The following is a 25,216-nucleotide window of genomic DNA, read 5'->3' on the forward strand; positions in this document are numbered from 1 at the left end:
CATTTTTTATTTTATCTAAACATGAAAAAAACCCTTTTAATTGCTTTAATTTCTCTGAGTTTTGGAAATATTTTGGCGCAAAGCACAACTTATTGGCAGCAACAAGTTGACTATAATATGGATGTTGTAATGGATGTCAAAAACTACCAATACAAAGGCAAACAGGAATTGGTTTATACCAATAATTCTTCCGACACTTTAAAACGTGTTTTTTATCATTTGTTCAACAATGCCTTTCAGCCCGGAAGTGAAATGGACGCTAGAATCCAAAGCATCAAAGATCCAGATGGCAGAATGGTTAACAAAATAAAAGACGGTGACAAGGAAATAAAAGAAAGTAGAATTAAAAACCTGAAACCAAATGAAATTGGATATTTAAACATTTCAAATTTCAAGCAAGATGGAGAAAACGCTGTTACAAAAACGGTGGGAACCATTCTTGAAGTGATTTTGGCTAAGCCAATTTTGCCCAATTCGAAAACAACATTTACATTAAATTTTGACGGGCAAGTTCCAGTTCAAATACGCAGATCAGGAAGGAATAATGGAGAAGGTGTCGAATTATCTATGGCGCAATGGTATCCCAAAATGGCCGAATTTGATTTCGAAGGTTGGCATGCAGATCCTTATATTGCAAGAGAATTTCACGGAGTTTGGGGGAATTTCGATGTGAAGATAACTATCGACAAGGATTATGTTTTGGGCGGAAGCGGATACTTACAAAATCCAAATAAAATAGGTCACGGCTATCAAGACACTGGCCTTAGTGTTATTTACCCCAACAATACCAAAACACTCATTTGGCATTTTGTTGCACCAATGGTTCATGATTTTGCTTGGGCAGCCGATAAAAATTACATCCATGATGTAGTCAAAGGACCTAATAATGTTGATTTACACTTCCTTTACAAAAACAACCCATCTGTTATTGAAAACTGGCAAAAATTAGAGCCTTTAATGGTTAAAGTAATGGGTTTTTACAACAACACCGTTGGCAATTATCCCTACAAACAATATTCGTTTATTCAAGGCGGTGATGGCGGAATGGAATATGCGATGTGTACTTTGATGCTGGGAAATGGAAGTTTAGCAGGAATTTTAGGAACAGCAACCCACGAGTTGGGACATTCTTGGTTTCAGCACGTACTAGCCTCCAATGAATCGAAACACCCCTGGATGGACGAAGGGTTTACGTCTTATATTGAGGATTTAGCAATGAATGAATTAGCAGAAAACAAACTAGAAAACCCATTTGATTCAACATACAAAGCGTATTATAGATTAGTTGAATCGGGTAAAGAACAACCACAAACCACACACGGAGATCGTTATGAAGAGAACAGACCTTATAGTATTTCTTCCTATTACAAAGGAAGTGTTTTCTTGTCGCAATTAGAATATTTAATAGGAAAGGAGAATGTAATGAAAACACTGAAAAGATATTTTCAAGAGTTTAAATTCAAACACCCAACACCAAATGACATCAAGAGAACTGCCGAAAGAGTCTCGGGAGCTAACCTAGATTGGTATTTGACTGATTGGACGCAAACTACAAACACGATTGATTATGGTATCAAGGAAGTGAAAATCAATGACGATAAAACGATTGTCACTTTGGAAAGAATCGGCAGAATGCCAATGCCAATTGACATTTTAGTTGAATATATTGATGGCACAAAAGAAAGTTTTTATATTCCGTTACGGATGATGAGTTTTGAAAAAGAAAACCAAAATTCAGAAATTAAAAGAACGGTTTTAAGCGATTGGGCTTGGGGATTTCCGACACATGAATTTAGTATCACAAAACTAAAAACCGCTATAAAGAAAATAACCATTGACCCAAGTGGATTAATGGCTGACGTGAAAAGAGAAAACAACATTTATGAATTGAAGTAACATTTTTGCGCAATTATGAAAAGTCCAGTATCAAAACTGGACTTTTTTTTGTTTTATTTTTTTTGGGAATTTCCCAAATTTTTCAACATATCTTCCGTCATGCTTTCTAAATTAAATTCATGATGCCAGTTCCAATCTTCTCTTGCTTTACTATCATCGATACTTGCAGGCCAACTATCGGCGATTTTTTGACGAAAGTCAGGCTTAAAAGTGACGCTAAGCTCGGGGATGTGTTTTTTAATTTCAGCAGTAATTTCAGCAGGTGTGAAGCTCATCGCGGCCAAATTATAAGAAGAGCGAATCTTGATTTGTTCAGCCGGAGCCTGCATAATTTGTATTGTTGCGGCAATAGCATCATCCATATACATCATCGGCATTTTAGTTTCTGACGACAAAAAGCACTCGTATTTTTTTTTAGATAATGCTTTGTGATAAATGTCTACCGCATAATCTGTCGTTCCGCCCCCTGGAGGAGTAGACCAACTTATTAATCCCGGATAACGCACGCTTCGTACATCGACGCCAAAAATGCGATGGTAATATTCGCACCATCTTTCGCCGGCCTGTTTGCTGATTCCATATACCGTAGAGGGTTCCATAATAGTATATTGAGGCGTGTTTTCTCTTGGAGTTGTTGGGCCAAAAACAGCAATACTCGATGGCCAGAATATCTTTTTTATTTTCTTGGCTTTCGCCAAATTAAGAACATGAAAAAGCGAATTCATATTCAAATCCCAAGCAAATGCAGGGTTTTTTTCGGCTGTCGCCGATAGCAAAGCCGCCATCAAATAAATATCGGTAATGTGATGCACTTCGACAAGGTGCTCAATCTGGTTAAAATCCAATGCGTTAACGACTTCAAAGGTGCCCGAATTGACAATGTCATTATTCAACTTTCGAATATCGGAAGCGATTACATTTTCGACTCCATATAGTTGCCGAAGTTTATGGGTAAGTTCTGTGCCAATTTGCCCGCAAGCACCTATAATAAGTATTTTAGGATTCATTTGTCTGGTTTTAAAAAAAACAAAGATAACGTTTTCGTGAATAATATAAATTCGGAATAAATTTTGCAAAAAGACGTTAATAATTGTGCTTAAGTTCTTAAATTTAAAAACCGACTTCGACATATTAGATTGTTATTCTAATATTGAAATTCGGAATTGTAAATTTACTTTGTAACTTTGTAGCTTAATTTATTCAAAGATGAAATTCAAATTATCGATCCTCTTTATTCTGACGTTTGTTCTGTTTTCGTGTAAAAACGAAAAAGAAAATCGAATGGCCGAAACAAAAAAAGACATCAAAAAAAAGGAAAGCATTTATTTGAACATAAATAAAGCGTGGGTTTTTAATGCAAATCCCATTAACGCAACCTCTAAAGCCACTACTTCGTCTTGGAGTGAATGGCATTTGTTTTTGACCGAATTAGATCAAAAGCCAAAGAAAACCATTGGTGCTTTTCAAAAAAAAGCAACAGAACTTTCCAAGAAAGTCATGGACTTGAACAACAATATCCCCACAAACTTTAATATCCCCCAAATTAAAGCCCGTGTTTCTATTCTAATTACCAAACTACGAATGCTGGATTTGTTTATCCATCTGGATAATATTCCGGAACAGAAAGTGATAGTTTTGGTCGGTGAAATCAACGAAGAATTAATCTCATTGCAAAAACAAATGGACAAAATTGTTCAAAAAAGTAAAATTCCAATGGAAGCTGGTGAATCTGATTTAATAAAAATGTTGGACACTACAAGGGCCATTCCAAATGGGATGCTCAATAAAAACCCACCTAGAATTGAGTAAAACCGCCTTATATACTATTTACGATAATTCGCAAAAAGTCAAACAAATTGTCCAGAGTTTGGAGCAAGCCGAACAAAAAATTCACCTTAATGGATTAATCGGTTCTTCGCTCTCATTTGTGACGCAATCACTTTTTAAAAAGACCGAAAAACCCTTTATAATTATATTAAACGACAAGGAAGAAGCCGCTTATTATTTGAACGATTTAGAACAAATGATTGGTGATCAGGACGTGCTCTTTTACCCCGGCTCGTATCGTAGCCCCTATCAAATTGAAGACACCGATAATGCCAACATCTTACTTCGTGCGGAAGTATTAAATCGCATCAATTCCCGCAAAAAACCAGCGGTAATTATCACGTATCCAGAAGCACTTTTTGAAAAAGTGGTAACGCGAAAAGAATTGGATAAAAACACTTTGAAAGTGGCTGTTGGCGACAAGATTTCTATTGATTTTATCAATGAAGTTTTATTTGAATATGAATTTAAAAGAGTTGATTTTATTACAGAACCGGGCGAATTTTCGGTTCGTGGCGGAATTGTAGATGTGTTTTCTTTTTCGAATGATAATCCATACCGAATTGAATTTTTTGGTGATGAAGTAGAAAGTATTCGAAGCTTTGATGTGGAAACCCAACTCTCTATCGAAAAACAAAAAAAAATCACGATAATTCCTAATGTTGAAAACAAATTTTTTCAGGAAAACCGAGAGAGTTTCTTGGAATACATCAACGACAAAACCATTATTTTTATTCAAAACGCCGATTTACTTTTTTCTAAATTAGATAAATTATTTGGCAAAGCCACAGAAATTTTCGACAATCTAAATGCCACAATAAATCACGTTGCTCCGGAACAATTGTTTTTGAACCAAAAGGAATTTATCAAAAAAAGTCTTGATTTTTCGATTGTCGAATTAAGCTCAAAACCTATTTATAAAACTAAAGTTTCATTTAATTTTCACATTAAGCCACAGCCGTCGTTCAACAAACAATTCGATTTGTTACTGAATAATTTAAACGATAATCATTTTAATGGCTACAAAAATTATTTATTGTGTTCCAATGAAAATCAAACCAAACGTTTTCACGACATTTTCGAAACTCTGGACGAGGCCAATTCTGAGAATATTCGAAAGCAATACAACACGATTGTGTTGCCTTTATATCAAGGTTTTATAGATGAAGAGAATCAAATTGCATGTTATACGGATCACCAGATTTTTGAGCGGTATCATAAATTTAGCATCAAAAGCAATGTTTCAAAAAAGCAAAATATCACTTTAAAAGAATTGACCACTTTGTCCGTTGGTGATTATGTAACACACATCGATCATGGTATTGGGAAATTTGGCGGCTTGCAAAAAATTCAAGTTGAAGGCAAAACGCAAGAAGCCATAAAACTTGTTTATGCCGACAATGACATTGTTTACGTAAGCATTCATTCGCTTTACAAAATTTCGAAATATACCGGAAAAGACGGAACGCCCCCCAAAATATATAAACTCGGTTCGAATGCATGGAAAATACTGAAGCAAAAAACCAAGGCACGTGTCAAGCATATTGCATTCAATTTGATACAATTATACGCCAAAAGGCGATTGGAAAAGGGATACCAATTTGCGCCCGACAGTTATTTACAAAATGAATTGGAAAGCTCCTTTATTTATGAAGACACACCCGACCAAACTAAATCAACAGCAGAAGTCAAAGCCGATATGGAAAGCGACCGCCCGATGGATCGTTTGGTTTGTGGCGACGTGGGTTTTGGTAAAACGGAAGTTGCTATTCGCGCCGCTTTCAAAGCCGTTGACAATAGCAAACAAGTGGCCGTTTTAGTTCCCACAACGATTTTAGCGTACCAACATTACCGCACTTTTACCGAAAGATTGAAAGAAATGCCGGTTTCTGTTGGTTATTTGAATCGTTTTAGAACCGCTAAACAAAAAGCGGAAACCCTGAAACTATTAGCTGAAGGAAAACTAGATATTATCATTGGAACTCACCAATTGGTCAACAAAAACGTAGTTTTCAAAGATTTGGGTTTGTTGATTGTGGATGAGGAACAAAAATTCGGGGTCAACGTAAAAGACAAGCTCAAAACAATTGCTGCTAATGTCGATACTTTGACATTAACGGCAACGCCAATCCCGAGAACCTTACAGTTTTCGTTGATGGCAGCGCGAGATTTATCAGTAATTACAACACCTCCACCCAATCGTTATCCTATCGAAACGAACGTCGTTGGTTTTAGCGAAGAGTTGATTCGGGATGCGATTTCGTATGAAATTCAACGCAATGGACAGGTTTTTTTCGTCAATAATCGAATAGAAAACATTAAGGAAGTAGCTGGAATGATTCAGCGATTGGTTCCTGATGCAAAAGTAGGAATTGGTAACGGCCAGATGGAAGGCAGCAAACTAGAGGAATTGATGTTAGCTTTTATGAACGGTGAATTCGATGTTTTGGTCGCTACTACAATTATAGAAAGTGGTTTAGATGTTCCGAATGCGAACACAATTTTTATCAATAATGCGAATAATTTTGGTCTTTCCGATTTACATCAAATGCGCGGTCGAGTAGGACGCAGCAACAAGAAAGCCTTTTGTTATTTTATTTGTCCTCCGTATTCCGCAATGACGGATGATGCTCGAAAACGAATTCAGGCATTGGAACAATTTTCCGAATTGGGAAGTGGTTTCTATATCGCGATGAAGGATTTAGAAATTCGTGGAGCAGGAGATTTATTGGGTGGAGAGCAAAGTGGTTTTATTAATGAAATTGGTTTTGACACCTATCAAAAAATCATGAACGAAGCCATCGATGAATTGAAGGAAAATGAATTCAAGGATTTATATGAAAACGAAGATAGCGGAGTAGATAAAGAATATGTAAAAGACTTGCAAATCGATACCGATTTCGAGTTGTTGTTTTCGGATGAATACATCAATAATGTTACGGAACGTTTGAGCTTATACAACGAATTAGGCAATGTGACAAACGAAGAAGAATTGGTTGTTTTTCAAAATAAATTAGTTGACCGTTTTGGTCCGATGCCACCACGAGCGCTAGCTTTAATGAACAGTATTCGCATCAAATGGATTGCTACTAGAGTGGGTATAGAAAAATTGGTGATGAAAAAAGGCAAGATGATTGGCTATTTTGTTGCCGATCAAAACTCAGATTTTTATACTTCCAAACGCTTTCATCAGGTGATTCAGTTTGTGCAAAAAAATAGTGCTATTTGTGTAATGAAAGAAAAACAAACGCCAGCTGGATTGCGACTATTATTGACTTTTGACAATGTAAAAACGACGAGAAGAGCTTTGGAATTGATGGACCTATTGGGGAAATAAATTAAATTTTTTTTTCGCCTTTTAAAAGCTAGAAGCTATGGAATCTGAAATTATTAATTTTTCAAATCCTTAATTACTTTAAACGCCACATCGACTTGGTCTTCGCTCACTAAAATGGTAAATTCATTTGAAGTCGAAATCACTTCGTTTATGATGATTCCTTCCCAAGCCAAACGCTGAAAAATGAAATAATAAATTCCGGGAACAACGATGTTTTCTTTAGGTAATTTCACCGTGATTGAAGCTAGATTGTCTAGTTTTTGAATCAATTTTTCATTGGCAAAATGTTTGTCAACCAAATAATTGACGCTATTGCTCACCACGATATTAGTTTCATTTACGCCACGTGATGAAGTATAAAAAATGTCGGGAAAAACATTGATATCCGTAATTAAATCGGCCTGTTTGTTTAAAACCGTTTCCGATGCCGCAAAAGTATAATCTGTTAACGAGGAGCGAACAGTAATCTCGCCTATATTTTTGATGACTTTATTTATTTTGTGGTTGAGTCTAAAATCTAATTCTTCGGTTAATCTTTTTAGCGCCATTACAACAGCTCCTTGCTTGACTTCTTTTCCGAAATCAGACTCCAATTCGACCATTATATTTCTCGAAAGTGAGGTCAAATTAATTATTCCAAGAGATAATGCATTTAATAAAAAGGGTTTTGTTTTGATGTAATTTTCAACAATTGAAGAAACTGTTTTCATAAATTTAAGTGTTTATTTATTGGGGGAAAAATCTGATCAATGATTTTTATTCATAAAACGAAAGGAAAAATTACAATAATTTAACAATTTTTTTTACAAATATAAATAAAAAAACAATTTGTTATAAAAAACTTAGGGAAATTAAAATTAGAAATGATAAAAGGCATCAACTAGGTGCTCTATAACGAGAGATTTGCCTTCTTTATGGATGGCAATGATATCAAAACGAACTTCAACATCTAGGTTGTTAGAAACAACATATTCATTTACTGCCTTTACTAAAAGTTGAATTTTTTTGGGTTTTACAAAATCCTGTGGCAACCCAAATTCTAGTGAAGAACGTGTTTTTACCTCAACTATGGCTAAGGTGTTCTCTTTTTTGGCGATAATATCAATTTCAGCTTTCTGGAATGTCCAGTTGGTTTCTAGAATTTCGTAGCTATTTTTTCGCAGAAATTCAACAGCCAATTCTTCTCCGAGTTTCCCTAAATCGTTATGTTCGGCCATTTTGGATTTCTTTTTTTTTTAAATTATTCGAATTTCAAAACAGTCTCTTTATCATTAATTTTAAGCACAACCTGTTTGCCAAAAACCAAGGCTCTGTTGTCGTGAAAATGTCCTGCAGGAAAATTATAAACAATAGGAAACGAGAATTCTTTTGTAATGTCTTGAATAATCTGGTTGGCATTTTTCCCCCAAGGAATATCGTTGTCTCTCATTTTTGTCATGCCGCCAACAATCAAACCACTCAATCCATCAAAGCAACCGCAGCGTTTTAGGCTCATTATCATTCGGTCGATATGGTATAAATATTCGTCGATGTCTTCGATGAAAAGAACTTTTCCTTTGCAATCTATTTGTGCATTGGAACCCATAAGGCTATATAAAATGGATAAATTTCCGCCCACGATTTCACCTTTGGCAATCCCGGGTCTATTGGCAGAATCAAAAGGGATGCTGTATTCTAGGCTTTCGCCAAAAAGTGCTTTCCGTAAACTTGCTATGGTTTCTGGAGTTGCTCTTGAAATTGTTACAGGCATTGCACCCTGAATGGAAGCAACATTCATTTTGTTTAAATAACTTTGGATTACCGTTACATCACTAAAGCCAATAATCCATTTTGGGCTTTGTTTGAATTTGGAAAAATCTAACAATTCAATCATTCGAACCGTTCCATAACCTCCTTTAACACACCAAATCGCCTTGATATTGGGATTATCGAGTTGTTGTTGAAAATCTTCTGCGCGTTGTTCGTCTGTTCCTGCTAACTGATTATTATCTAAACCAATAGTTTTCCCTATAAGGACCTCTAAGCCCCAGCTGTGCAATAAATCTATAGCAGTTTTTAGATTATCGTCAATGTTTTTTCGAGCTGTTGCCAAAATAGCTACGGTGTCTCCTTTTTGTAAATAGGGCGGTATCTTCATTTGAGTTTGGGCTTGAATGTTCGAAAATTGTAAAACAAAAATAAGCAATAGGAGTTTATAAAAAACACTATTGATTTTTGTAAAAGGAAATTGTTTGTAATGCATATTCGGAAGATATAATTCGTATTGGATTTACTCCCATTTTAATCATGGATTAAATTCAATACAAATATATTTTTTTATGACGAAGTAATTTATTCGACAAGGAATTTTTTTACAGTGGTTTTATTTCCTGAATTAATTTTAGCAAAATAAATTCCGGTTGGAAAATTAACATTCAATTTTGTTTCTCCTTTGAAGGAGGTATTGAATAATTTTGCTCCAAGACTATTGTAAATTTCAATCGTTGCTATTTCATTCATGCCAGAAACAGTTATTGTCTTTTTGGCTGGATTTGGATAAAGATTCACTTTAAGGGTAATAAAATCATGCGTAGACAAATTGAAATGCCACACTTGACCTGTTTTTTCACCCCAAATATAATTGGCCAAATCAGGATAATCAATAAATGGGTTTCTGTTTACTTGCCAAGTGTAGATGTAATTGTTGCGGTTCATCTCAAAATCATCCGAAGGATCCAAGCCATTCCAAAACAAAAGAGAGGCTAAATCGCCCAATTGCCCAACGGTCGTGTCAGGAATGTCACCGTTAACAACGCTCAACGCATTATAACGAACGGCCATATAAAAAACGGCACGAGCCACATCGCCTTTCCACGAACCCATATTTCCAGAAGGGCCATTGTAGCCAGTGAGCCCATAATTTCTATTACTGCGAGAGCTGTTTTCTGGGCCGTCTTCAGCTCGAAGGTGATGCGCATCAGCGTGACCGGCAAGAAGGTCATCAGCATCTGTAGATAACCAAACATTTATTCCGTCAGGAATACTCAAAGTTCCATCAGCGTATCCACCACGAGATTGTGGATAAATATGTTCTCTATTCCACTTTCCGGCACTTATTCCCGTGTCTTGAAATTCTAATTTTGAATGTGGTTTTTCAACATACATTAGCCAAACTTCGTTGCTGTTTTTGGGGTTTTGGTCGGTTTTTTTTAGAATATCAATTATGTCACCGTAATTATGGGCATGAACAACATCTTTATTAGCAATTATATTTTGAACAGCTTGTTTTAATGCCGCGCCAGAAAGCCCTTCTAGAGTGTCATAATATCCTGCTGGAGCTGTGCTAGAAACAACTCCATAAGTTGGATTTAAGGGTGTTCCAAAGGGTTCAATGATAAAATCATTATCAACAATTCGAATCTCAACATTGCTATTCAATTTTTTATATTCGATCGGAATATCTCCAATTTTTATTTTAGCCACTTCATCACCTTCGTCCAAAACATCATCAGTGATTGTAATATTTGTTGTAAAAGTATTCGAACCAGTTGGAATGAAAACAGTGGAGTTTCCTGTAAAATCGGCAGTTGTAAAAGTAGAATTGTTTAATGTAAAATTGAATGTTAAGTCAGAAGTAACGTTGTTTTGTGTGGTAAATGTTATAGCAAAAGTATCGCCCTCATTATATTGAACGGCATTTACTGAAATCGTTATGCCATTAAAAATGATACCGCTTCCATCGTTGTTTGCTCCCGGAGTTGGGCTTTTTGTTTCGTAAGTTCCATCATTTTTTCGTTGGATAGATTGAGTAGTTTTAAGATTATTTTGATCTTCATCATATTGTATTGCAACTCCCAACAGCGCCATTAATTCGGTGGCATCAGGATCTTTTGTGTCATACATAAGTACATCGATGAGGTTTACGCTGGTTGCCAAAGTATCCAGAGGAAAATCCGATGAACTTCCTAAATATAGTCCCACACCATCAGCACCATTTTGAATTGTGTTGTCGGGAAATATTTTATCTGGAGTTGGAGAAACTAGTTTGTTTCCTATAAGAATGATTCCATTCGCATCTGTTGTTAATCCATTTAAATCAATAGTATAATAACTTTTTAAAGCTGTGGTTGAACTCATATTGCCATTAAAAAAAACCAAGACATAACCGTCGAGTGAAAAATTTGATGTGGTTGATTTTAGTTCGATAAACTCTTTGTCGTCAGTACTTGGGGTATCACTATCCAATTCATTGATAACCACTTGTCCAAAAGCGGAATAGGTAAAAAATAAAGCAATTAGGGGTAAAATGTTTTTCATCAGTTCTTGATAAGTTAAGAAACAAAGGTAGTCATTATATGGATTTATTTTGCAGGTGTTGGTTCAATAAGGCAATACTAATTGGCAGTGTAGCTATTTTATTAATAAAAAAGGCCTCCTTACAGGAAGCCCTTTTAAAATTTATTTTGGGGTGTATTAATTCACGATAATATCATCAATTTGCATCGTAGTTGTTATGCTTGAAGTTCCGTAATATTCAAACAAGAAGAAACCATTCCCCGTCAAAGTTGACGGAATTACGTAATTACCGCTATTTGTAAAATTGGTAGCATATCCTGTTGTCGTTCCTTTTGCAATTGCAAAACTAGAAGTAATATCTACAAGGGTTGCTTTGCCAATATCTCCACCAGGAACGTAATTTGTTGAATAATAAACTTTTAAAACAGAACCAAGATTGTAACCATCTTTAGATTTAAACGAAAGTTTATTTCCAGGAGTGAATGCAACAGGCATAGCTAAATAAGTTTTATTTGACCCTCCAGAGTTGTAGGAAGTCATTTGTATGTATTTGTTACCACTATATGCTTTTACATCCCAATATCTTGAACCAAGGAAAGCATCATTTACGTATTTTGGAAAAACAGCCCCGGCGGTTGAAGCGGCATAACTTTCGAAATTTTCATTGAAAGTTGGCAAATATTGAATCGCCGAACCACCTATTGGCAAGTTAAAATCTAACCTTTCATTTGACATCATAGCATCACGCTCTGTTCTCATTATGATTTGATAAGTCGAATTGTATCTTGATAAAACACCCCTTATTTTTCCTTTTCCTAGTGGAACTTTATAGCCAGCAAAACTAGCAAATCTACTGGTTCTAATAGTTAGAGAACTGGTTCCGTTTGTAACATAAATACTCGAATCATAATTATCAGTTCTATTAGTATCATATGTTCCTCCGGCTGATTCGTCGGCAAACTGAACATTGTCAATTTCTACCAAAGTATTAAGGTAAGTATCACTAAATGCCTGAGCTAATGTTATTTTATGAACGATAGCATCCTCGCTAACAGCATCACAGGAGGGGATTAGATATTTTTGATACTCCAAACCAGTTAATCTATCTACAGCGTATTGTTCTGTAGGAGGAGCTCCAAAAATCAAACCTCTTCCATAACTACTTGGGTTTGCATAAGCCAATCCTTTCAATTTTAAAAACACTTTTTTACCCGGCTGAAGTTTTTTGGCATAAGCACTTACTTCGTCAACCGAAAGGTTGAATCCTTTTGAGCCATCTATAGGTTGAAAGTACATACTTTTATAAAAATTCCCACCTTCGTCACTTGAAATCACATAGGCTTCAATTATGTCATCTGCAGAATAAGTTACAGTTGTGTTAGATGCAACAGCGTAAATGTTTGCGACCTCCTTAGTTTTTGTCAAACCTGGGCTAACGCAGGCATCTTGAACCGGGGTGTCAAAAGTGTCGTTTACGCAGCTTGATAACAAACTAGCGGAAAAAATAACGATACATATATTTTTTATTTTATTTTTCATAATGCTTTATTTTTAAAAGGTTAGATATATGTTTACCATATATGTTCTTCCGTATCCGTAGAAATATTTTGGAGCAAATTTACTATAACCACCACTTTGATGATCTTCAAAGTCTTTAGTATAATTTGAGTCTCTTGATTGTTCGAAACCACCAGTTTTGTAGGTAGTATTTAAAACATTATTTACGGTTGCGAAAAGCCCTAAAGTTTTCCCATTAATTCTCCAAGATTTTCCTCCTACTAAATTAAAAAGGTAAAAAGCGTCAAATTTTTCTTGTGTCAAATAGCTGTCCGCTAAATCTTGGTCTACGGTTCTATAATTAGTATCGACATTATATTCATAATAGTTAGAGGTTCTTTTGATAGAAGAAACGTCAAGATAATTGTCTGTCAAATAATTAGCATTTGCCCCAATCCACCAGAATTTTGGGTCCCTATATTCTATTCCAAAAGAATAGGCTTGTTGTGGCATTCCCGCTTGTTTTAATCCAGAAAAATTAGCTTTCCCAAGATCTGTTGAGGTTGCTGAGGCATCATCAGTTACGCTAACAATCGGGTTGTTTGTATAAGTGTATTCTCCATAAGCTGCAACTCCAGTTATTTTAACCGTTGATGTTAATTGGTATTCAAGACCGGCTTCAATACCTCTGTTTTTCTTGTTAATCCCGGTTACAACTTCAGAAACAAAAGCTCCTTCTCCTCCAATAGCATCTGCATAATAAAAATTAATATCGGTCGAGTTTAATGTTTCAGAGAAATATCCAGTGAAACGAGCTTTAAATTTTGGAGCTTTAACCACATAACTCAAATCGACACCTTTGATGGTTTCATTAGTGATATTTGGAGTTATGTCATTATTTAAACGAGAATTTGGGAAGACATCTTTAGAATTTGGAGATTTTGTCATATAAATCCCGTTGAAGTCAATAAAATTTCTTCCTGTTAATTTATAAGTCAACCCTCCTTTGAATCCAAAATTATCAAAATTTACTTTATCACTTTTTCCTAATGAATTGTTTGGATAATAACCGTTTTTATACAAACCATCTCTCTGAAAACTAGAACGAGAGAAAGCTTGAGCTAAATAGAAATCAATCTTTTTGTAAATGAATTTAAATTGGGTAAAAGCATCTAATTTTGTTACATCAATGTTATAATTATAACCATAATGTTCATTTATACCAAGAATTCTAAACGGATTGTTTAAATCTGATTGTTGTTGATTTTCATCTATCCCAAAAGTACTAATGTCTCTGAAGTACTCTCCTCCCAAAAGATCCAGCATATTTTTAAAGTTTTTTGTTTTAGAAGACAAGTAGTTTGCTCCCGCAGTCAATAAAATATTATCAGAAAGTTGGGTCGTCAAGTTTGTGTTGAAAGTGGCAATGTTTTCGTCGTTTCGATCTTCATACTGAACATATCTGCTCCCGTTTGCCAGATTTTCTTCATTTACTCGGTACATGTTTTTCCAATCTAATTGTTTGTTGGCAAGAAAATTAACCCTTGTTGCCTCTGCATTTACAACATTTGCAGGGGTGTCGCCTGTATAAACACCATTAAAAAAATAATTAGCCCAAAAACTAGGTAATTTTCTATAATAAATAGGATCAGGATTATCAGCTTTTGAGAAGTCTAATCGGCTATTTCCTATTTGCCCAATTTGATACGAAACGGTAGTATTCAAATTAGTTTTAGGATTTACTTTCCAATAGTGGGTCAACATAAACAAAGGTTCTTCTGTTTTTTTAAATCTGGAATTTCTTTTTTCACCTTCTTGGTAGCCCCAATATGAATTGTATTTTTGTCCCCCTAAATCAGTTTGTTCTGCAGTATTTGGAGCGTTTTTTCCTCTTTTGTTCTGGGCATAAATCGCGGTAAAGTTTAAGCTGCTGTTATCATTGATTTTCTTTTCGACACTTGCAAACAAAGAATTGGCAGCATAATTAGTTCCTTCAAAGTAACCATTCTGAGCCCAACGTCTTCCGCCAGAAACAACATAAGCCCAGCCATCTTTATTCATTCCGGAGGCAGTTGTTCCCATTACTCTCATACTATAGTTAGTATTAGTGTTAAGAAAGGAAATTCTGGTTCCAGGTCTATATATAGAAGCTCTCGTATTTATTTCTTGTGTCCCAGCAATACCTCCAAACGCATAATCAGAAGGAGCAGAACCATTTGTAAACTCTTGGTTTCTTGTAGCGTCGTTCAAACCACCCCAATCGCCATATTGTGGTCTTCCATCAGCAACGCGATTCATAGAGATACCATTAATCATTACATTAGAATATTCATTGTCAATTCCCCTAACGCTAAATCTTGCAGCTCCAAAATTATAGGCTGCCGCTTGTAAAAACACATCTTTACTTGCTAGAAGCATACCAGCGGTACTTTCCGAACCACTATTATCATCGCTCAAATCAGTTTCTAAAATGGTTATCAACCCCGATATTTTTTCTTGGGTTAAGTCAATTTCTAAAGCAATGACTCCTAAATCCAACAGTTGCCCTTCAATTATTTCTAATTGAATCAACTGGTCTTTGTAGCCAAAACTTTTAACAAGTAATAATTGTTTTCCAATAGCTATATTGTCAAAAGAGAATTTCCCTTCGACATCTGATAGCTGAGTCAAGTTTGTATTTTGAATTGATGCAACAACACTTTGTAGGGCTTTCTGTGTTTTGGAATCAACCACCTTTCCTGAAATTCCGGCATTTGACTGACCAAAAGCAAACACTACCTGCATCACAAATAATGTACTAAAAATAAATTTTTTCATAAATAAAAATAAATTAATTGATGTAGAAAAGAAAAATAATTTCTTAGCGAATACAAAGCTACATTTATAATTTTTATTATATACATTTGCCCACAAGTTTTTTGTTAAATTTTAACTCAAATTATCACCTATTATATGAGAATTAAAAATATTATTGCCATTTTGTTTATTTTATCTTCAATATTTATTGTCAATGCGCAGCCAAAAAAATATATTGTGCATACCGTTGCGTTCTATAATTTTGAAAATCTATTTGACACCATTAATAATCCCAATAATGACGAGGAATGGTTGCCGAATGGCTTGCAACACTGGACTTCAAAAAAATACAAGCAAAAACTGCAGAACCTTTCTAGAGTCATTATGCAAATTGGCACCAATGATCTACAAAAAGAAGCACCTACTTTAATAGGTTGCTCCGAAATTGAAAACCGTGGTGTTCTTGAAGATTTAGTAAAACAACCTAATATAATTAAAGATGATTACGGAATAGTGCATTTTGATTCTCCTGACAAAAGGGGTATCGATGTAGGTTTATTATATAAGAAGAAACATTTTAAACCAACCAGTTTTGTAAATATTCCATTGATAATTTACAGAGGAAAAAATACGGGTGCAATCAAAAGCGAAAAAGAATCAGAGGAAGACAAAGCCGAAAATGACAAAATAGAAGTTGCAAATGACAACAGGGTTTACACCAGAGACATTCTGTTAGTTACCGGTTTTCTTGACGGTGAAGAAATAAATATATTGGTAAACCACTGGCCGTCACGTTCTGGCGGAGAGAAAAAAAGCAGTCCGTTTCGGGAAGCAGCAGGAAGATTAGTCAGAAAAGTAATGGATTCTGTTTACAAAATAAATCCCGAAGCCAAAATTATTTGTATGGGAGATTTAAACGATGGTACCTACAACAAAAGTGTTAAAGAAGGTATTGGAGCAAAATTAAAAAAAGCAGAAGTAAAACGATTTGGAGTTTATAATCCTTTCGAACAAATGTACAAAGAGGGAAATTCATCATTATTTTATAGAGATGCTGGAGATATTTTTGATCAAATTATGGTTTCAGAAACACTAATAAAGGAGGGTCATTCGTCATTTCGTTATTGGAAAGCAGGAATTTATAACAAACCATTCATGATACAAACTACCGGTCAATATAAAGGCTATCCGTTAAGACATCAGGCAAATGAAGAGGGTTTTAGCGACCACTTTCCCGTGTATGTTTATTTAATAAAAGAAGTGAAATAATTTAACACACCTAAGATGAGAAATATAACAATTGCTTTTCTGTTGTTGTTTTCGATAAATTGCCTTTCCCAAGACACAATTCCAACAGCAAACGCAAAAGAATATATGGACAAAGAAGTCTGTGTTGTGGGAAAAGTAGTTTCATTCAAACTCGCGGCCGAAGGTAAATACACGAATTACATCAATATCGACAAAGCCTATCCGGAGAGTGTTTTTACCGTAGTAATTACAAACAATTACCTGGAAAAATTAAATATTAAAATTGAAGAATTAAAGGATAAAGAGATCTATGTAAGAGGAACAATAACCACTTATAAAAACGATCCAAAACAAATCCCGCAAATTTTCAACCCCATAAGTATTGATATTAAGAAAGAGTAGTTTTATAAAAAAATGAAGCACCCACAAAAGGACGATTATTATTCGAGGAAAATAAAAAACAATCAGGAATAGTCGTTGCAGAATGTAAACGTTATTCTTAAAAAACGTATTGCATTATGATTGCTTATTACAAAAACAACAAAGGTTTAGTTCAAACGGACAACCATGAAGACAACTGCTGGATTAATGTAGTTTGTCCCACAAAAGAAGAAACCAAATTTCTTCTTAAAGAACTACAAATTCCCGAAGATTTTTATAGTGACATTGAAGATATTGACGAACGACCACGTATCGAAATAGAAAATGGTTGGACGCTTATTATTTTGCGAATTCCTTTCAAAAGCAACGACGCTAAATTGCCTTTCAACACAGCGCCATTGGGTTTAATGTTTAAAGACGATGTTTTCGTGTCTCTTTGTTTTCATGAAACGGACATACTCCCCGATTTTATTTTATACACAAAACGCAAAAAAATAACCATCAACAATCACTTTGACCTGGTTTTAAAACTGCTTTTGTCTTCAAGTATTTGGTTCCTAAAACACCTAAAACAAATCAATCAGCGCATCAAATTAGCCGAAGATAATTTAGAACAATCCATCAAAAACGAAGAGCTTCAAGCCTTGCTTCAAATCGAAAAATGTTTGGTTTTTTTCATCACATCCTTAAAAGGGAATGATGCCTTATTTCGCCGAATCAAGAATCTAAAAAACTACAAAGACACTTTTGATCCTGAGCTTTTGGAAGATGTAGAAATCGAATTGCGCCAAGCCGAAGAAACCACCAATATTTACAGCAACATCTTAACCGGAATGATGGACGCCTATGCTTCGGTAATTTCAAACAATTTGAACGTCATAATGAAAAGACTAACTTCCATTTCAATCATTTTGATGATTCCCACCCTAATCGCCAGTTTATACGGAATGAATGTTCCTAACAATTTACAAGACAATCCTTTCGGATTTCTGATAGTCTTGTTAATATCTCTTATGGTTTCCGTTTTCGGAGTATTCTTGTTCAAGAAAAAAAATATGTTCTAATTTTCTAGAAGCAATCTCCCGCTTTCCGTTATAATCTTGCTCAATAAAAGCTATTTTTCTTTACAAATAAAGGAGCTTCTGCTGGCCACTCTTTTTTAGCAAGAAAAAATAGCCTTTATTTTTACAAGGATTTTTACTTCAATCGCGGCTAGAAAGCCTGCTTAGCTAAGTTTTAGTAATAAATAACACACAGATGTTTTAGATGTTTTAAAATTTTAGACATTTACCTTCTAATTCGTCTTTAAATAATATATTTGTAAAATAATATAACAATTATAACAAAAAAAGTTACAATGATAACAATAGTAGATCAATTTGGAATACAAGCAGCCCTAAAAGAATTAGGGATAGAAGCCATAAATGAAGGAACATCGACAGGAGCAAATAATTTTGCAAACGGAAAAATCCTCGAAAGCTATTCGCCGGCTGACGGTACTTTAATTGCAAAAGTAAAAACTTCTACAAAAGAAGATTACGAAAAAGCAATGCAAAAAGCGTCGGAAGCTTTCCTAGAATGGCGATTAGTTCCTGCGCCAAGAAGAGGAGACATCGTTCGCCAAATGGGCGACGAATTAAGAAAATTTAAAGAGCCTCTTGGAAAATTAGTTTCTTACGAAATGGGAAAAAGTCTTCAAGAAGGATATGGCGAAGTTCAAGAAATGATCGACATCTGTGATTTTGCAGTCGGTTTATCACGTCAATTATACGGATTAACAATGCATTCGGAACGACCACAACACAGAATGTACGAACAATATCACCCGATAGGAACCGTTGGAATTATTTCGGCGTTTAACTTCCCAGTGGCAGTTTGGAGTTGGAACGCAATGATAGCTTGGGTTTGTGGTGATGTTGCGATTTGGAAACCAAGTTCAAAAGTTCCTTTGTGTGGCATTGCTTGCCAGAATATTATCAAAACAGTTTTAAAAAGAAATAACGTTCCCGAAGGAGTAAGTTGCTTGGTGACAGGAAACGAATCGGGGGATTTAATCAATAATGACAAAAGAATTTCATTGGTTTCTTTCACGGGATCAACAAGAATTGGGCGTCACGTATCTAAAACTGTCGCAGAACGTTTTGGAAACACAATTCTAGAATTAGGAGGAAATAATGCCATTATCGTTTCGGAACATGCCGATATCAGTATGGTTTTGGTAGGAGCTGTTTTTGGAGCCGTTGGAACCGCAGGACAACGTTGTACTTCGACGCGTCGTCTAATCATTCACGAAAGTGTGTATGACAAAACCATCAGTGTTTTGAAAAACGCCTACGGTCAATTGCAAATCGGTAATCCATTGGACGAAAACAACCACGTTGGACCACTTATCGATAAAGGATCTGTTCAGGAATATTTGAATGCAATTGAAAAAGCAAAACAACAAGGTGGAAAAATCATTGTAGAAGGAGGCTTAGTTGAAGGCAAAGGATACGAAAGTGGATGTTACGTAAAACCGTGTATCATTGAAGCCGAAAATCATTTTGACATTGTTCAGTCTGAAACTTTTGCTCCAATTTTGTATGTAATGAAATATTCTACAATTGAAGAAGCAATTGCGTTGCAAAATGGAGTTCCTCAAGGGCTATCGTCTTCAATATTCACAAATAGCATGCGGGAAATGGAATTGTTTCTTTCTCAATCTGGTTCTGATTGTGGAATTGCCAATGTAAATATTGGAACTTCCGGAGCAGAAATCGGTGGCGCTTTTGGCGGAGAAAAAGAAACAGGAGGCGGACGAGAATCTGGTTCCGATGCTTGGAAAGCCTATATGAGACGACAAACGAATACCATTAATTATGGAACGCAATTGCCTTTGGCACAAGGAATAAAATTTGATTTGTAAGGAATAAAATTGCAGCAAAAAGGGCTATCGTTTTTATATAACGAAAGCCCTTTTTAATTTCTGCCTTTTTCATTTGGGTATAAACTTGGTAGAGGTTCACTTTGCCAAAACTCCTTTGTGTCAACATCCAAAATGGTCAGCGGTCCTTTAAAAGCAGTACCTGTATCGACATTCCAAACATTAGCCATATTTACCGGAATGGTTTTATTGATCCTTGAAACCGGCGTGTGGCCAATGTAGATTTCCTTGTACAAAATCAATCGTTTTGGATACAATAAATCATCTGTTTTCATCTTTTTATCCAATGCCAATGCGGTTTCCCAAAGCGTTCTGTCCCAATAAAACAGTCCCGGAAAATATTCATAAAGAACTCCATTCATATTGGTAAAACCGGCGTGAACAAACAAACGATTCTGTTCGTCGAGATAATAATCTACTAAAGATTTCAGGAATTCAATATGTTTTTTGATGGTTTCGGCATTAACATAGGAATATGCCAAAACCGTTGATTCACCGCCGTGCTTGTACCACAACAAATTGTCCTTGCTTTCATCGAGCCATTCTAATAATAATTTGTCGTGGTTGCCAAGAATGCAAATGCAATTGTGGGTGGTTTTTAATTCTATCAAATAATCAATCACTTGGGGCGATTGGCTCCAGCCATCAACATAATCACCCAGAAAAATCAAGGTGTCTTTTGGTGTAACTTTGGCTCTTTCCATAATTTGATGCAAGGCACGCAAACCGCCGTGAATATCGCCTATAACGAGTGTTCTCATTTTTAATATTTTCTACTGCACATCATATTTCATTTTCCTCAAAATCCGCAACGCTTCTTTAAACGACAAATATACAGAAGTGAAAGGTTTCAAAAGTGGTTTTGCGTCAATCAATTTTTGTTTGGTATCTTCAAATCCGTTGAGGTAACAAATCATAAATGTCGATGGTAAATTTTCTAAATCTTTCTTCTCTCGTTCGTTTAACGAAAGCCCTTTTTGGAGTTTATTGAGCAATGAAATGTTCGAATTATAAATATGAAACAACATTTTCCGGTTGAATTCCGGCGGTTGAAAAAGAATTTCTCGGTCAATTTTATAATAACCATTATCGTGAAAATGGATGGTTTGTTTTTCTAAAGGATAATAACTCGTTTTATCGTTCAAACCTAAAGGAACATATTCGATAATCGTAAAAGAATCGTCGTCAAAAGTAATCGTCACCACATCCTGAGCCGAATAAAAAAGCTTAATTTGTTCGTTGATCAGTTCAATGTCAACACGGGAAAGGAAGGTTTTGTCCCGCGACATTTTAGGAACTCCAGCCCAGCAAATGACAAATAACTCCTTGAAAACCTTGTATTTTGGCGACATATCCTTATGCCTAAAATTCATAAAATCAAACACGCCGTCGAGCGTATATTCAATGTTGTTTCTCGAATTATTTTCGATGCCAATAACGGTTTCCGTGTTTTGATAATTCTTTTCAATTTCCTCTATAACAGGAACGGTATTGCTTCCTCGCCGAATAAAAGTGCTGCCGGCAGGAATGGTATGAATTCCTTTTTTGAAATTCGAGGTCTTATTTTTGGGTTTTATGGTCACTAAACCTATGACTTTATCTTTTGGCAAATTGGGAAAAGGTACGTTTTCGTACTGAATTTTCGGGGGGTTTTCGAGATAGGCATTCACCAAATTTTGGATGTGGCTGTCATCAAAAAAGTCGTCGCCCACAATCTCGTTGTCTCGATCTTCGACACCAACAACAATATAGGAATTATTTGCTGGATTCGAATTGGACAAGGCACAAATATGTTTCAAAAACTTGGCTTTCCCCTCGCGAGTGTGTAAATTCAACTGGCGTTTTTTGTCATAAAAACTGCTCTCATCGTTGTGAGCCAATAAGTTTTTAATTAAAAGACGTTTGTTGATCATTTGATTTCGGATTTAAAAATTAGCACCACTCAAGGAATTGGATTCCCAGCACTAGCCGTCCATAAAGAAAACCAATCTTCCAGCTCCATTTCAAAGACTGTAGCCTTCATTAAATTGGCAATTCTGGTTTTTTCTGCCGTGCCACAAACGGGCAAAATCCCTGCCGGATGTTTCAAAATCCAAGCCAAAAACAAGATGTCTATATCAACGTTATATTTTAACGAAAGTTGCGCCGCTACTTTCTTAATTCGAATGGATCTTTCGTCAGATTTTTTAAAAATACTTCCTAGCGGAGACCAGCACATTGGCTTGATTTTATGAAGTTGCATATGGTCTAAACTTCCGTTGAGCATCGCTTCAAAATGGGTTACCGAAAACTCGATTTGATTGTAATTTACTTTCGTTTTTGTCTGAACTAAATCGGTTTGATTCGGATTAAAATTAGAAACACCAACATCCAGAATTTTGCCTTCGGTTTTGAGCTTTTCAATCGCTTCGGCAATCTCATCAACTTGCATCAACGGACTTGGTCTATGCAACAAAAGCAAGTCCAGATAATCAGTTTTCAAATTTTTTAGCGATTGTTCAGCTGACCAGATAATATGGGACTTTGAATAATCGTAATGATGGATTTTAGTTTTTCTGTTTTCTGACGGTAATTGGATGCCACATTTTGAAATTAGTTGAATTTTTTCTCTTTCGATTCGGCTTTCGCCAAAAGCGTTTCCAAAAGCAGTTTCGGTAGTATAACCACCATAAATATCAGCGTGATCAAATGAGGTGATTCCAGTTTCAAGGCAGGAATTAATCAGTTCAATCATCTGGGTTTTGTTCAGATTCTTGCCCCAGATTCCCCACGTCATCGTACCAGCAATAATCTCTGAAAAAGGTGTTTTTGTCATTGGTTTAAAATTTACAATAAAATTAGAGAATCCTCAATTTTGAGGCTTACTTATTTAAAAACTTTAAAATTATGAAAATACTATCACAAATCATCCTTAAAATTCAGTGTTTATAAGAAGTTTTAACCATTTTTTAACATCGTACTTCTAAAAAAAAATTCAATTTGCACCATCAAAAATAACGAACACAATTTACAGCAATTAAAACAGGAAAATGGAAGAAAATACAGCTACTATGGACATTCGGGCAATCAATGAAAAAATAGAAAGAGAAAGTGCTTTTATCGATTTGCTAACTATGGAAATGAATAAAGTAATCGTGGGTCAAAAACACATGATCGAACGATTATTAATTGGGCTTTTGGGTCAAGGGCATATCTTGCTAGAAGGTGTTCCGGGATTGGCAAAAACATTGGCGATTAATACTTTGTCACAAGCCGTTCACGGATCTTTCAGCCGAATCCAGTTCACCCCGGATTTATTGCCTGCCGATGTTGTGGGAACAATGATTTACAACATTAAAGCCAATGAATTTTCTATAAAAAAAGGACCGATTTTTGCCAATTTTGTCCTTGCGGATGAGATTAATCGTGCGCCAGCCAAAGTGCAATCGGCATTATTAGAAGCGATGCAGGAAAAACAAGTGACTATTGGCGATACGACTTTCAAATTAGACAGACCGTTTTTAGTTTTGGCAACTCAAAATCCAATTGAGCAGGAAGGAACTTATCCTTTGCCGGAGGCGCAAGTCGATCGTTTTATGTTGAAAACCGTTATCGATTATCCAAAAATGGACGAAGAGCGAATGGTGATTCGTCAGAATCTAAAAGGAAGTTATGAAAAGGTAAATCCAGTAGTTTCGGTAGAACAAATTTTGCGTGCGCAAGAAGCCGTTCGAGAAGTTTATATGGACGAAAAAATCGAAAAATACATTCTTGATATAGTTTTCGCTACTCGTTTTCCAGAAAAATATAAATTGGCCGACTTGAAACCATTAATAAGTTTCGGAGCTTCGCCACGTGGAAGTATCAATCTGGCCAATGCTGCAAAATGTTACGCCTTTATCAAACGTCGCGGGTATGTAATTCCAGAAGATGTTCGTGCCGTAGTTCACGATGTATTGCGCCATAGAATTGGACTTACGTATGAGGCAGAAGCTGAAAACATTACTTCGGTAGACATCATCAACAAAATCGTAAACGAGATTGAAGTACCTTAAAAGTGATGAGGCAAAAGTCATTAGGCATTAGTAACACTAATGACCTATTGCCTATTGCCTATTGCCTATTGCCTTTATAAAAATGGAAACAAAAGACCTCTTAAAAAAAGTACGAAAAATAGAAATCAAAACCCGAAGATTGAGCGATCACATCTTTTCGGGGGAATACCATACCTCGTTCAAAGGACGCGGAATGACTTTTAGCGAAGTACGTCCGTATCAATATGGTGATGACATTCGTGCCATTGACTGGAATGTAACGGCGCGTTATAACGAAGCTCATGTTAAGGTTTTTGAAGAAGAACGGGAACTCACCATGATGTTGATGGTCGATATTTCGGGTTCGGAAAGTTTTGGTTCGAAAAACCAATTCAAAAAAGACATCGTTACCGAGATAGCTGCAACCATGGCATTTTCGGCAACACAAAACAATGATAAAATTGGTTTGATTTTGTTTTCAGACCAAATTGAATTGTACATACCGCCTAAAAAAGGACGTTCACACGTTTTGCGTATCATACGAGAATTGATAGAATTTCACCCTAAAAGCCACAAAACCGATATTGCACAAGCGCTGAAATTCTTGTCCAGTACTCAAAAAAAGAAAGCCATTGTCTTTGTGATTTCTGATTTTATTTCAGAAGATTATGAGCATACATTGAAAATAGCTTCCAAGAAACATGATATTACAGGGATTAGGGTTTATGATATTCGCGAAGAGAAAATGCCAAATCTAGGAATGGTTTCCATGCTCGATGCCGAAACTGGAGAAACACAATTGATTAATACGGGTTCAAAATTGGTACGAATGAATTATGAAAAACACTATCACGGAAAAGCAAAATATTTCAAGGAGACATTCACTAAATCTGGGGCGGGAGTCGTAAACTCAAGAGTTGACGAAAGCTATGTGACCAAATTACTGAGTTATTTTAAATCGAGATAAAAGCCCCACCCAACCTCTCCAAAAAGGAGGAGTAAGAAGGCTTAAAAAATAAATTA

The 25,216-nt window shown here is 35.6% G+C and carries 19 protein-coding genes; 9 read left to right on the forward strand and 10 right to left on the reverse strand.

Translation table 11 applies throughout. The features are described from left to right. Positions 1-21 precede the first annotated feature (21 nt). Positions 22-1,896, forward strand: coding sequence for a M1 family metallopeptidase (locus AABM59_RS07740; RefSeq protein ID WP_338408389.1), 1,875 nt, complete (start codon positions 22-24; stop codon positions 1,894-1,896). Between the two features lie 53 nt (positions 1,897-1,949). Here AABM59_RS07740 and AABM59_RS07745 read toward each other — a convergent pair whose 3' ends face one another. Then, positions 1,950-2,903, reverse strand: a complete 954-nt coding sequence (locus tag AABM59_RS07745) for an L-threonine 3-dehydrogenase (RefSeq protein ID WP_338408390.1) — start codon at positions 2,901-2,903, stop codon at positions 1,950-1,952. A gap of 274 nt (positions 2,904-3,177) precedes the next feature. Between AABM59_RS07745 and AABM59_RS07750 the strand changes: the two genes are divergently transcribed. Together AABM59_RS07750 and mfd are read left to right on the forward strand one after the other, a co-directional pair. Further along, entirely contained in the window at positions 3,178-3,705 is a 528-nt protein-coding gene (locus tag AABM59_RS07750; protein WP_338408391.1) for a hypothetical protein, read from the forward strand. Then, on the forward strand, positions 3,698-7,060 hold the full coding sequence (mfd, locus tag AABM59_RS07755) for a transcription-repair coupling factor (RefSeq protein ID WP_338408392.1): 3,363 nt from the start codon (positions 3,698-3,700) through the stop codon (positions 7,058-7,060). Before AABM59_RS07750 ends, mfd begins: the two co-directional genes overlap by 8 nt. A gap of 53 nt (positions 7,061-7,113) precedes the next feature. Here the strand turns inward: mfd and AABM59_RS07760 are convergent, their stop codons facing one another. The 6 genes from AABM59_RS07760 to AABM59_RS07785 all read right to left on the reverse strand — a co-directional run bounded on the left by AABM59_RS07760 (position 7,114) and on the right by AABM59_RS07785 (position 15,649). After that, on the reverse strand, positions 7,114-7,770 hold the full coding sequence (locus AABM59_RS07760) for an aspartate kinase (protein ID WP_338408393.1): 657 nt from the start codon (positions 7,768-7,770) through the stop codon (positions 7,114-7,116). Between the two features lie 147 nt (positions 7,771-7,917). Continuing rightward, a complete protein-coding gene (locus AABM59_RS07765) occupies positions 7,918-8,277 on the reverse strand; it encodes a YraN family protein (protein WP_338408394.1) in 360 nt (119 codons plus the stop codon). A 23-nt stretch (positions 8,278-8,300) separates the two neighbouring features. Further along, on the reverse strand, positions 8,301-9,197 hold the full coding sequence (locus AABM59_RS07770; protein ID WP_338408395.1) for an LD-carboxypeptidase: 897 nt from the start codon (positions 9,195-9,197) through the stop codon (positions 8,301-8,303). A gap of 194 nt (positions 9,198-9,391) precedes the next feature. Continuing rightward, positions 9,392-11,356, reverse strand: coding sequence for an endonuclease (locus AABM59_RS07775; RefSeq protein WP_338408396.1), 1,965 nt, complete (start codon positions 11,354-11,356; stop codon positions 9,392-9,394). 156 nt (positions 11,357-11,512) lie between these two features. Further along, complete coding sequence (locus AABM59_RS07780; protein WP_338408397.1) at positions 11,513-12,874, reverse strand: DUF5689 domain-containing protein; 1,362 nt, start codon at positions 12,872-12,874, stop codon at positions 11,513-11,515. A 12-nt stretch (positions 12,875-12,886) separates the two neighbouring features. Continuing rightward, entirely contained in the window at positions 12,887-15,649 is a 2,763-nt protein-coding gene (locus AABM59_RS07785; protein WP_338408398.1) for a carboxypeptidase-like regulatory domain-containing protein, read from the reverse strand. 135 nt (positions 15,650-15,784) lie between these two features. Between AABM59_RS07785 and AABM59_RS07790 the strand changes: the two genes are divergently transcribed. The 4 genes from AABM59_RS07790 to AABM59_RS07805 all read left to right on the forward strand — a co-directional run bounded on the left by AABM59_RS07790 (position 15,785) and on the right by AABM59_RS07805 (position 20,162). After that, complete coding sequence (locus AABM59_RS07790; RefSeq protein WP_338408399.1) at positions 15,785-16,897, forward strand: endonuclease/exonuclease/phosphatase family protein; 1,113 nt, start codon at positions 15,785-15,787, stop codon at positions 16,895-16,897. Between the two features lie 15 nt (positions 16,898-16,912). Further along, positions 16,913-17,278 (forward strand): hypothetical protein, encoded by a 366-nt coding sequence (locus AABM59_RS07795; RefSeq protein ID WP_338408400.1) that lies wholly within the window; start codon positions 16,913-16,915, stop codon positions 17,276-17,278. A gap of 116 nt (positions 17,279-17,394) precedes the next feature. Continuing rightward, positions 17,395-18,321, forward strand: coding sequence for a magnesium transporter CorA family protein (locus tag AABM59_RS07800; RefSeq protein WP_338408401.1), 927 nt, complete (start codon positions 17,395-17,397; stop codon positions 18,319-18,321). A gap of 293 nt (positions 18,322-18,614) precedes the next feature. Beyond that, on the forward strand, positions 18,615-20,162 hold the full coding sequence (locus tag AABM59_RS07805) for an aldehyde dehydrogenase family protein (RefSeq protein WP_338408402.1): 1,548 nt from the start codon (positions 18,615-18,617) through the stop codon (positions 20,160-20,162). A gap of 53 nt (positions 20,163-20,215) precedes the next feature. On the opposite strand, the gene AABM59_RS07810 is transcribed toward AABM59_RS07805, so the two are convergent. The 3 genes from AABM59_RS07810 to AABM59_RS07820 are packed head-to-tail and all read right to left on the reverse strand — an operon-like array spanning position 20,216 to position 22,995. Beyond that, positions 20,216-20,941 carry a metallophosphoesterase family protein gene (locus AABM59_RS07810; RefSeq protein WP_338408403.1) on the reverse strand — a complete coding sequence of 242 codons (726 nt, stop codon included), beginning with the start codon at positions 20,939-20,941 and terminating at the stop codon, positions 20,216-20,218. Positions 20,942-20,953: 12 nt separating this feature from the next. After that, the gene (locus AABM59_RS07815) at positions 20,954-22,093 is read right to left on the reverse strand and encodes an ATP-binding protein (protein ID WP_338408404.1); all 1,140 of its coding nucleotides are present in this window, start codon (positions 22,091-22,093) and stop codon (positions 20,954-20,956) included. 29 nt (positions 22,094-22,122) lie between these two features. Continuing rightward, complete coding sequence (locus AABM59_RS07820; protein ID WP_338408405.1) at positions 22,123-22,995, reverse strand: aldo/keto reductase; 873 nt, start codon at positions 22,993-22,995, stop codon at positions 22,123-22,125. Positions 22,996-23,209: 214 nt separating this feature from the next. Between AABM59_RS07820 and AABM59_RS07825 the strand changes: the two genes are divergently transcribed. Both AABM59_RS07825 and AABM59_RS07830 read left to right on the forward strand, forming a co-directional pair. Continuing rightward, complete coding sequence (locus AABM59_RS07825) at positions 23,210-24,214, forward strand: MoxR family ATPase (RefSeq protein ID WP_338408406.1); 1,005 nt, start codon at positions 23,210-23,212, stop codon at positions 24,212-24,214. Between the two features lie 82 nt (positions 24,215-24,296). Next, positions 24,297-25,160 (forward strand): DUF58 domain-containing protein, encoded by an 864-nt coding sequence (locus tag AABM59_RS07830; RefSeq protein ID WP_338408407.1) that lies wholly within the window; start codon positions 24,297-24,299, stop codon positions 25,158-25,160. Positions 25,161-25,216: the final 56 nt, after the last annotated feature.

The sequence above is a fragment of the uncultured Flavobacterium sp. genome (assembly GCF_963925185.1).
In the GTDB taxonomy this organism is placed as follows: Bacteria; Bacteroidota; Bacteroidia; order Flavobacteriales; family Flavobacteriaceae; genus Flavobacterium.

Excerpts from the sequence above, each read along its gene's own strand:
- AABM59_RS07775 (WP_338408396.1), bottom strand. The coding sequence starts at position 11,356 with ATGAAAAACATTTTACCCCTAATTGCTTTATTTTTTACCTATTCCGCT.
- AABM59_RS07805 (WP_338408402.1), top strand. The coding sequence starts at position 18,615 with ATGATAACAATAGTAGATCAATTTGGAATACAAGCAGCCCTAAAAGAA.
- AABM59_RS07750 (WP_338408391.1), top strand. The coding sequence starts at position 3,178 with ATGGCCGAAACAAAAAAAGACATCAAAAAAAAGGAAAGCATTTATTTG.
- AABM59_RS07795 (WP_338408400.1), top strand. The coding sequence starts at position 16,913 with ATGAGAAATATAACAATTGCTTTTCTGTTGTTGTTTTCGATAAATTGC.
- AABM59_RS07770 (WP_338408395.1), bottom strand. The coding sequence starts at position 9,197 with ATGAAGATACCGCCCTATTTACAAAAAGGAGACACCGTAGCTATTTTG.
- AABM59_RS07765 (WP_338408394.1), bottom strand. The coding sequence starts at position 8,277 with ATGGCCGAACATAACGATTTAGGGAAACTCGGAGAAGAATTGGCTGTT.
- AABM59_RS07780 (WP_338408397.1), bottom strand. The coding sequence starts at position 12,874 with ATGAAAAATAAAATAAAAAATATATGTATCGTTATTTTTTCCGCTAGT.
- AABM59_RS07800 (WP_338408401.1), top strand. The coding sequence starts at position 17,395 with ATGATTGCTTATTACAAAAACAACAAAGGTTTAGTTCAAACGGACAAC.
- AABM59_RS07790 (WP_338408399.1), top strand. The coding sequence starts at position 15,785 with ATGAGAATTAAAAATATTATTGCCATTTTGTTTATTTTATCTTCAATA.
- AABM59_RS07830 (WP_338408407.1), top strand. The coding sequence starts at position 24,297 with ATGGAAACAAAAGACCTCTTAAAAAAAGTACGAAAAATAGAAATCAAA.
- AABM59_RS07825 (WP_338408406.1), top strand. The coding sequence starts at position 23,210 with ATGGAAGAAAATACAGCTACTATGGACATTCGGGCAATCAATGAAAAA.
- AABM59_RS07815 (WP_338408404.1), bottom strand. The coding sequence starts at position 22,093 with ATGATCAACAAACGTCTTTTAATTAAAAACTTATTGGCTCACAACGAT.
- AABM59_RS07785 (WP_338408398.1), bottom strand. The coding sequence starts at position 15,649 with ATGAAAAAATTTATTTTTAGTACATTATTTGTGATGCAGGTAGTGTTT.
- AABM59_RS07810 (WP_338408403.1), bottom strand. The coding sequence starts at position 20,941 with ATGAGAACACTCGTTATAGGCGATATTCACGGCGGTTTGCGTGCCTTG.
- AABM59_RS07760 (WP_338408393.1), bottom strand. The coding sequence starts at position 7,770 with ATGAAAACAGTTTCTTCAATTGTTGAAAATTACATCAAAACAAAACCC.
- AABM59_RS07740 (WP_338408389.1), top strand. The coding sequence starts at position 22 with ATGAAAAAAACCCTTTTAATTGCTTTAATTTCTCTGAGTTTTGGAAAT.
- AABM59_RS07745 (WP_338408390.1), bottom strand. The coding sequence starts at position 2,903 with ATGAATCCTAAAATACTTATTATAGGTGCTTGCGGGCAAATTGGCACA.
- AABM59_RS07820 (WP_338408405.1), bottom strand. The coding sequence starts at position 22,995 with ATGACAAAAACACCTTTTTCAGAGATTATTGCTGGTACGATGACGTGG.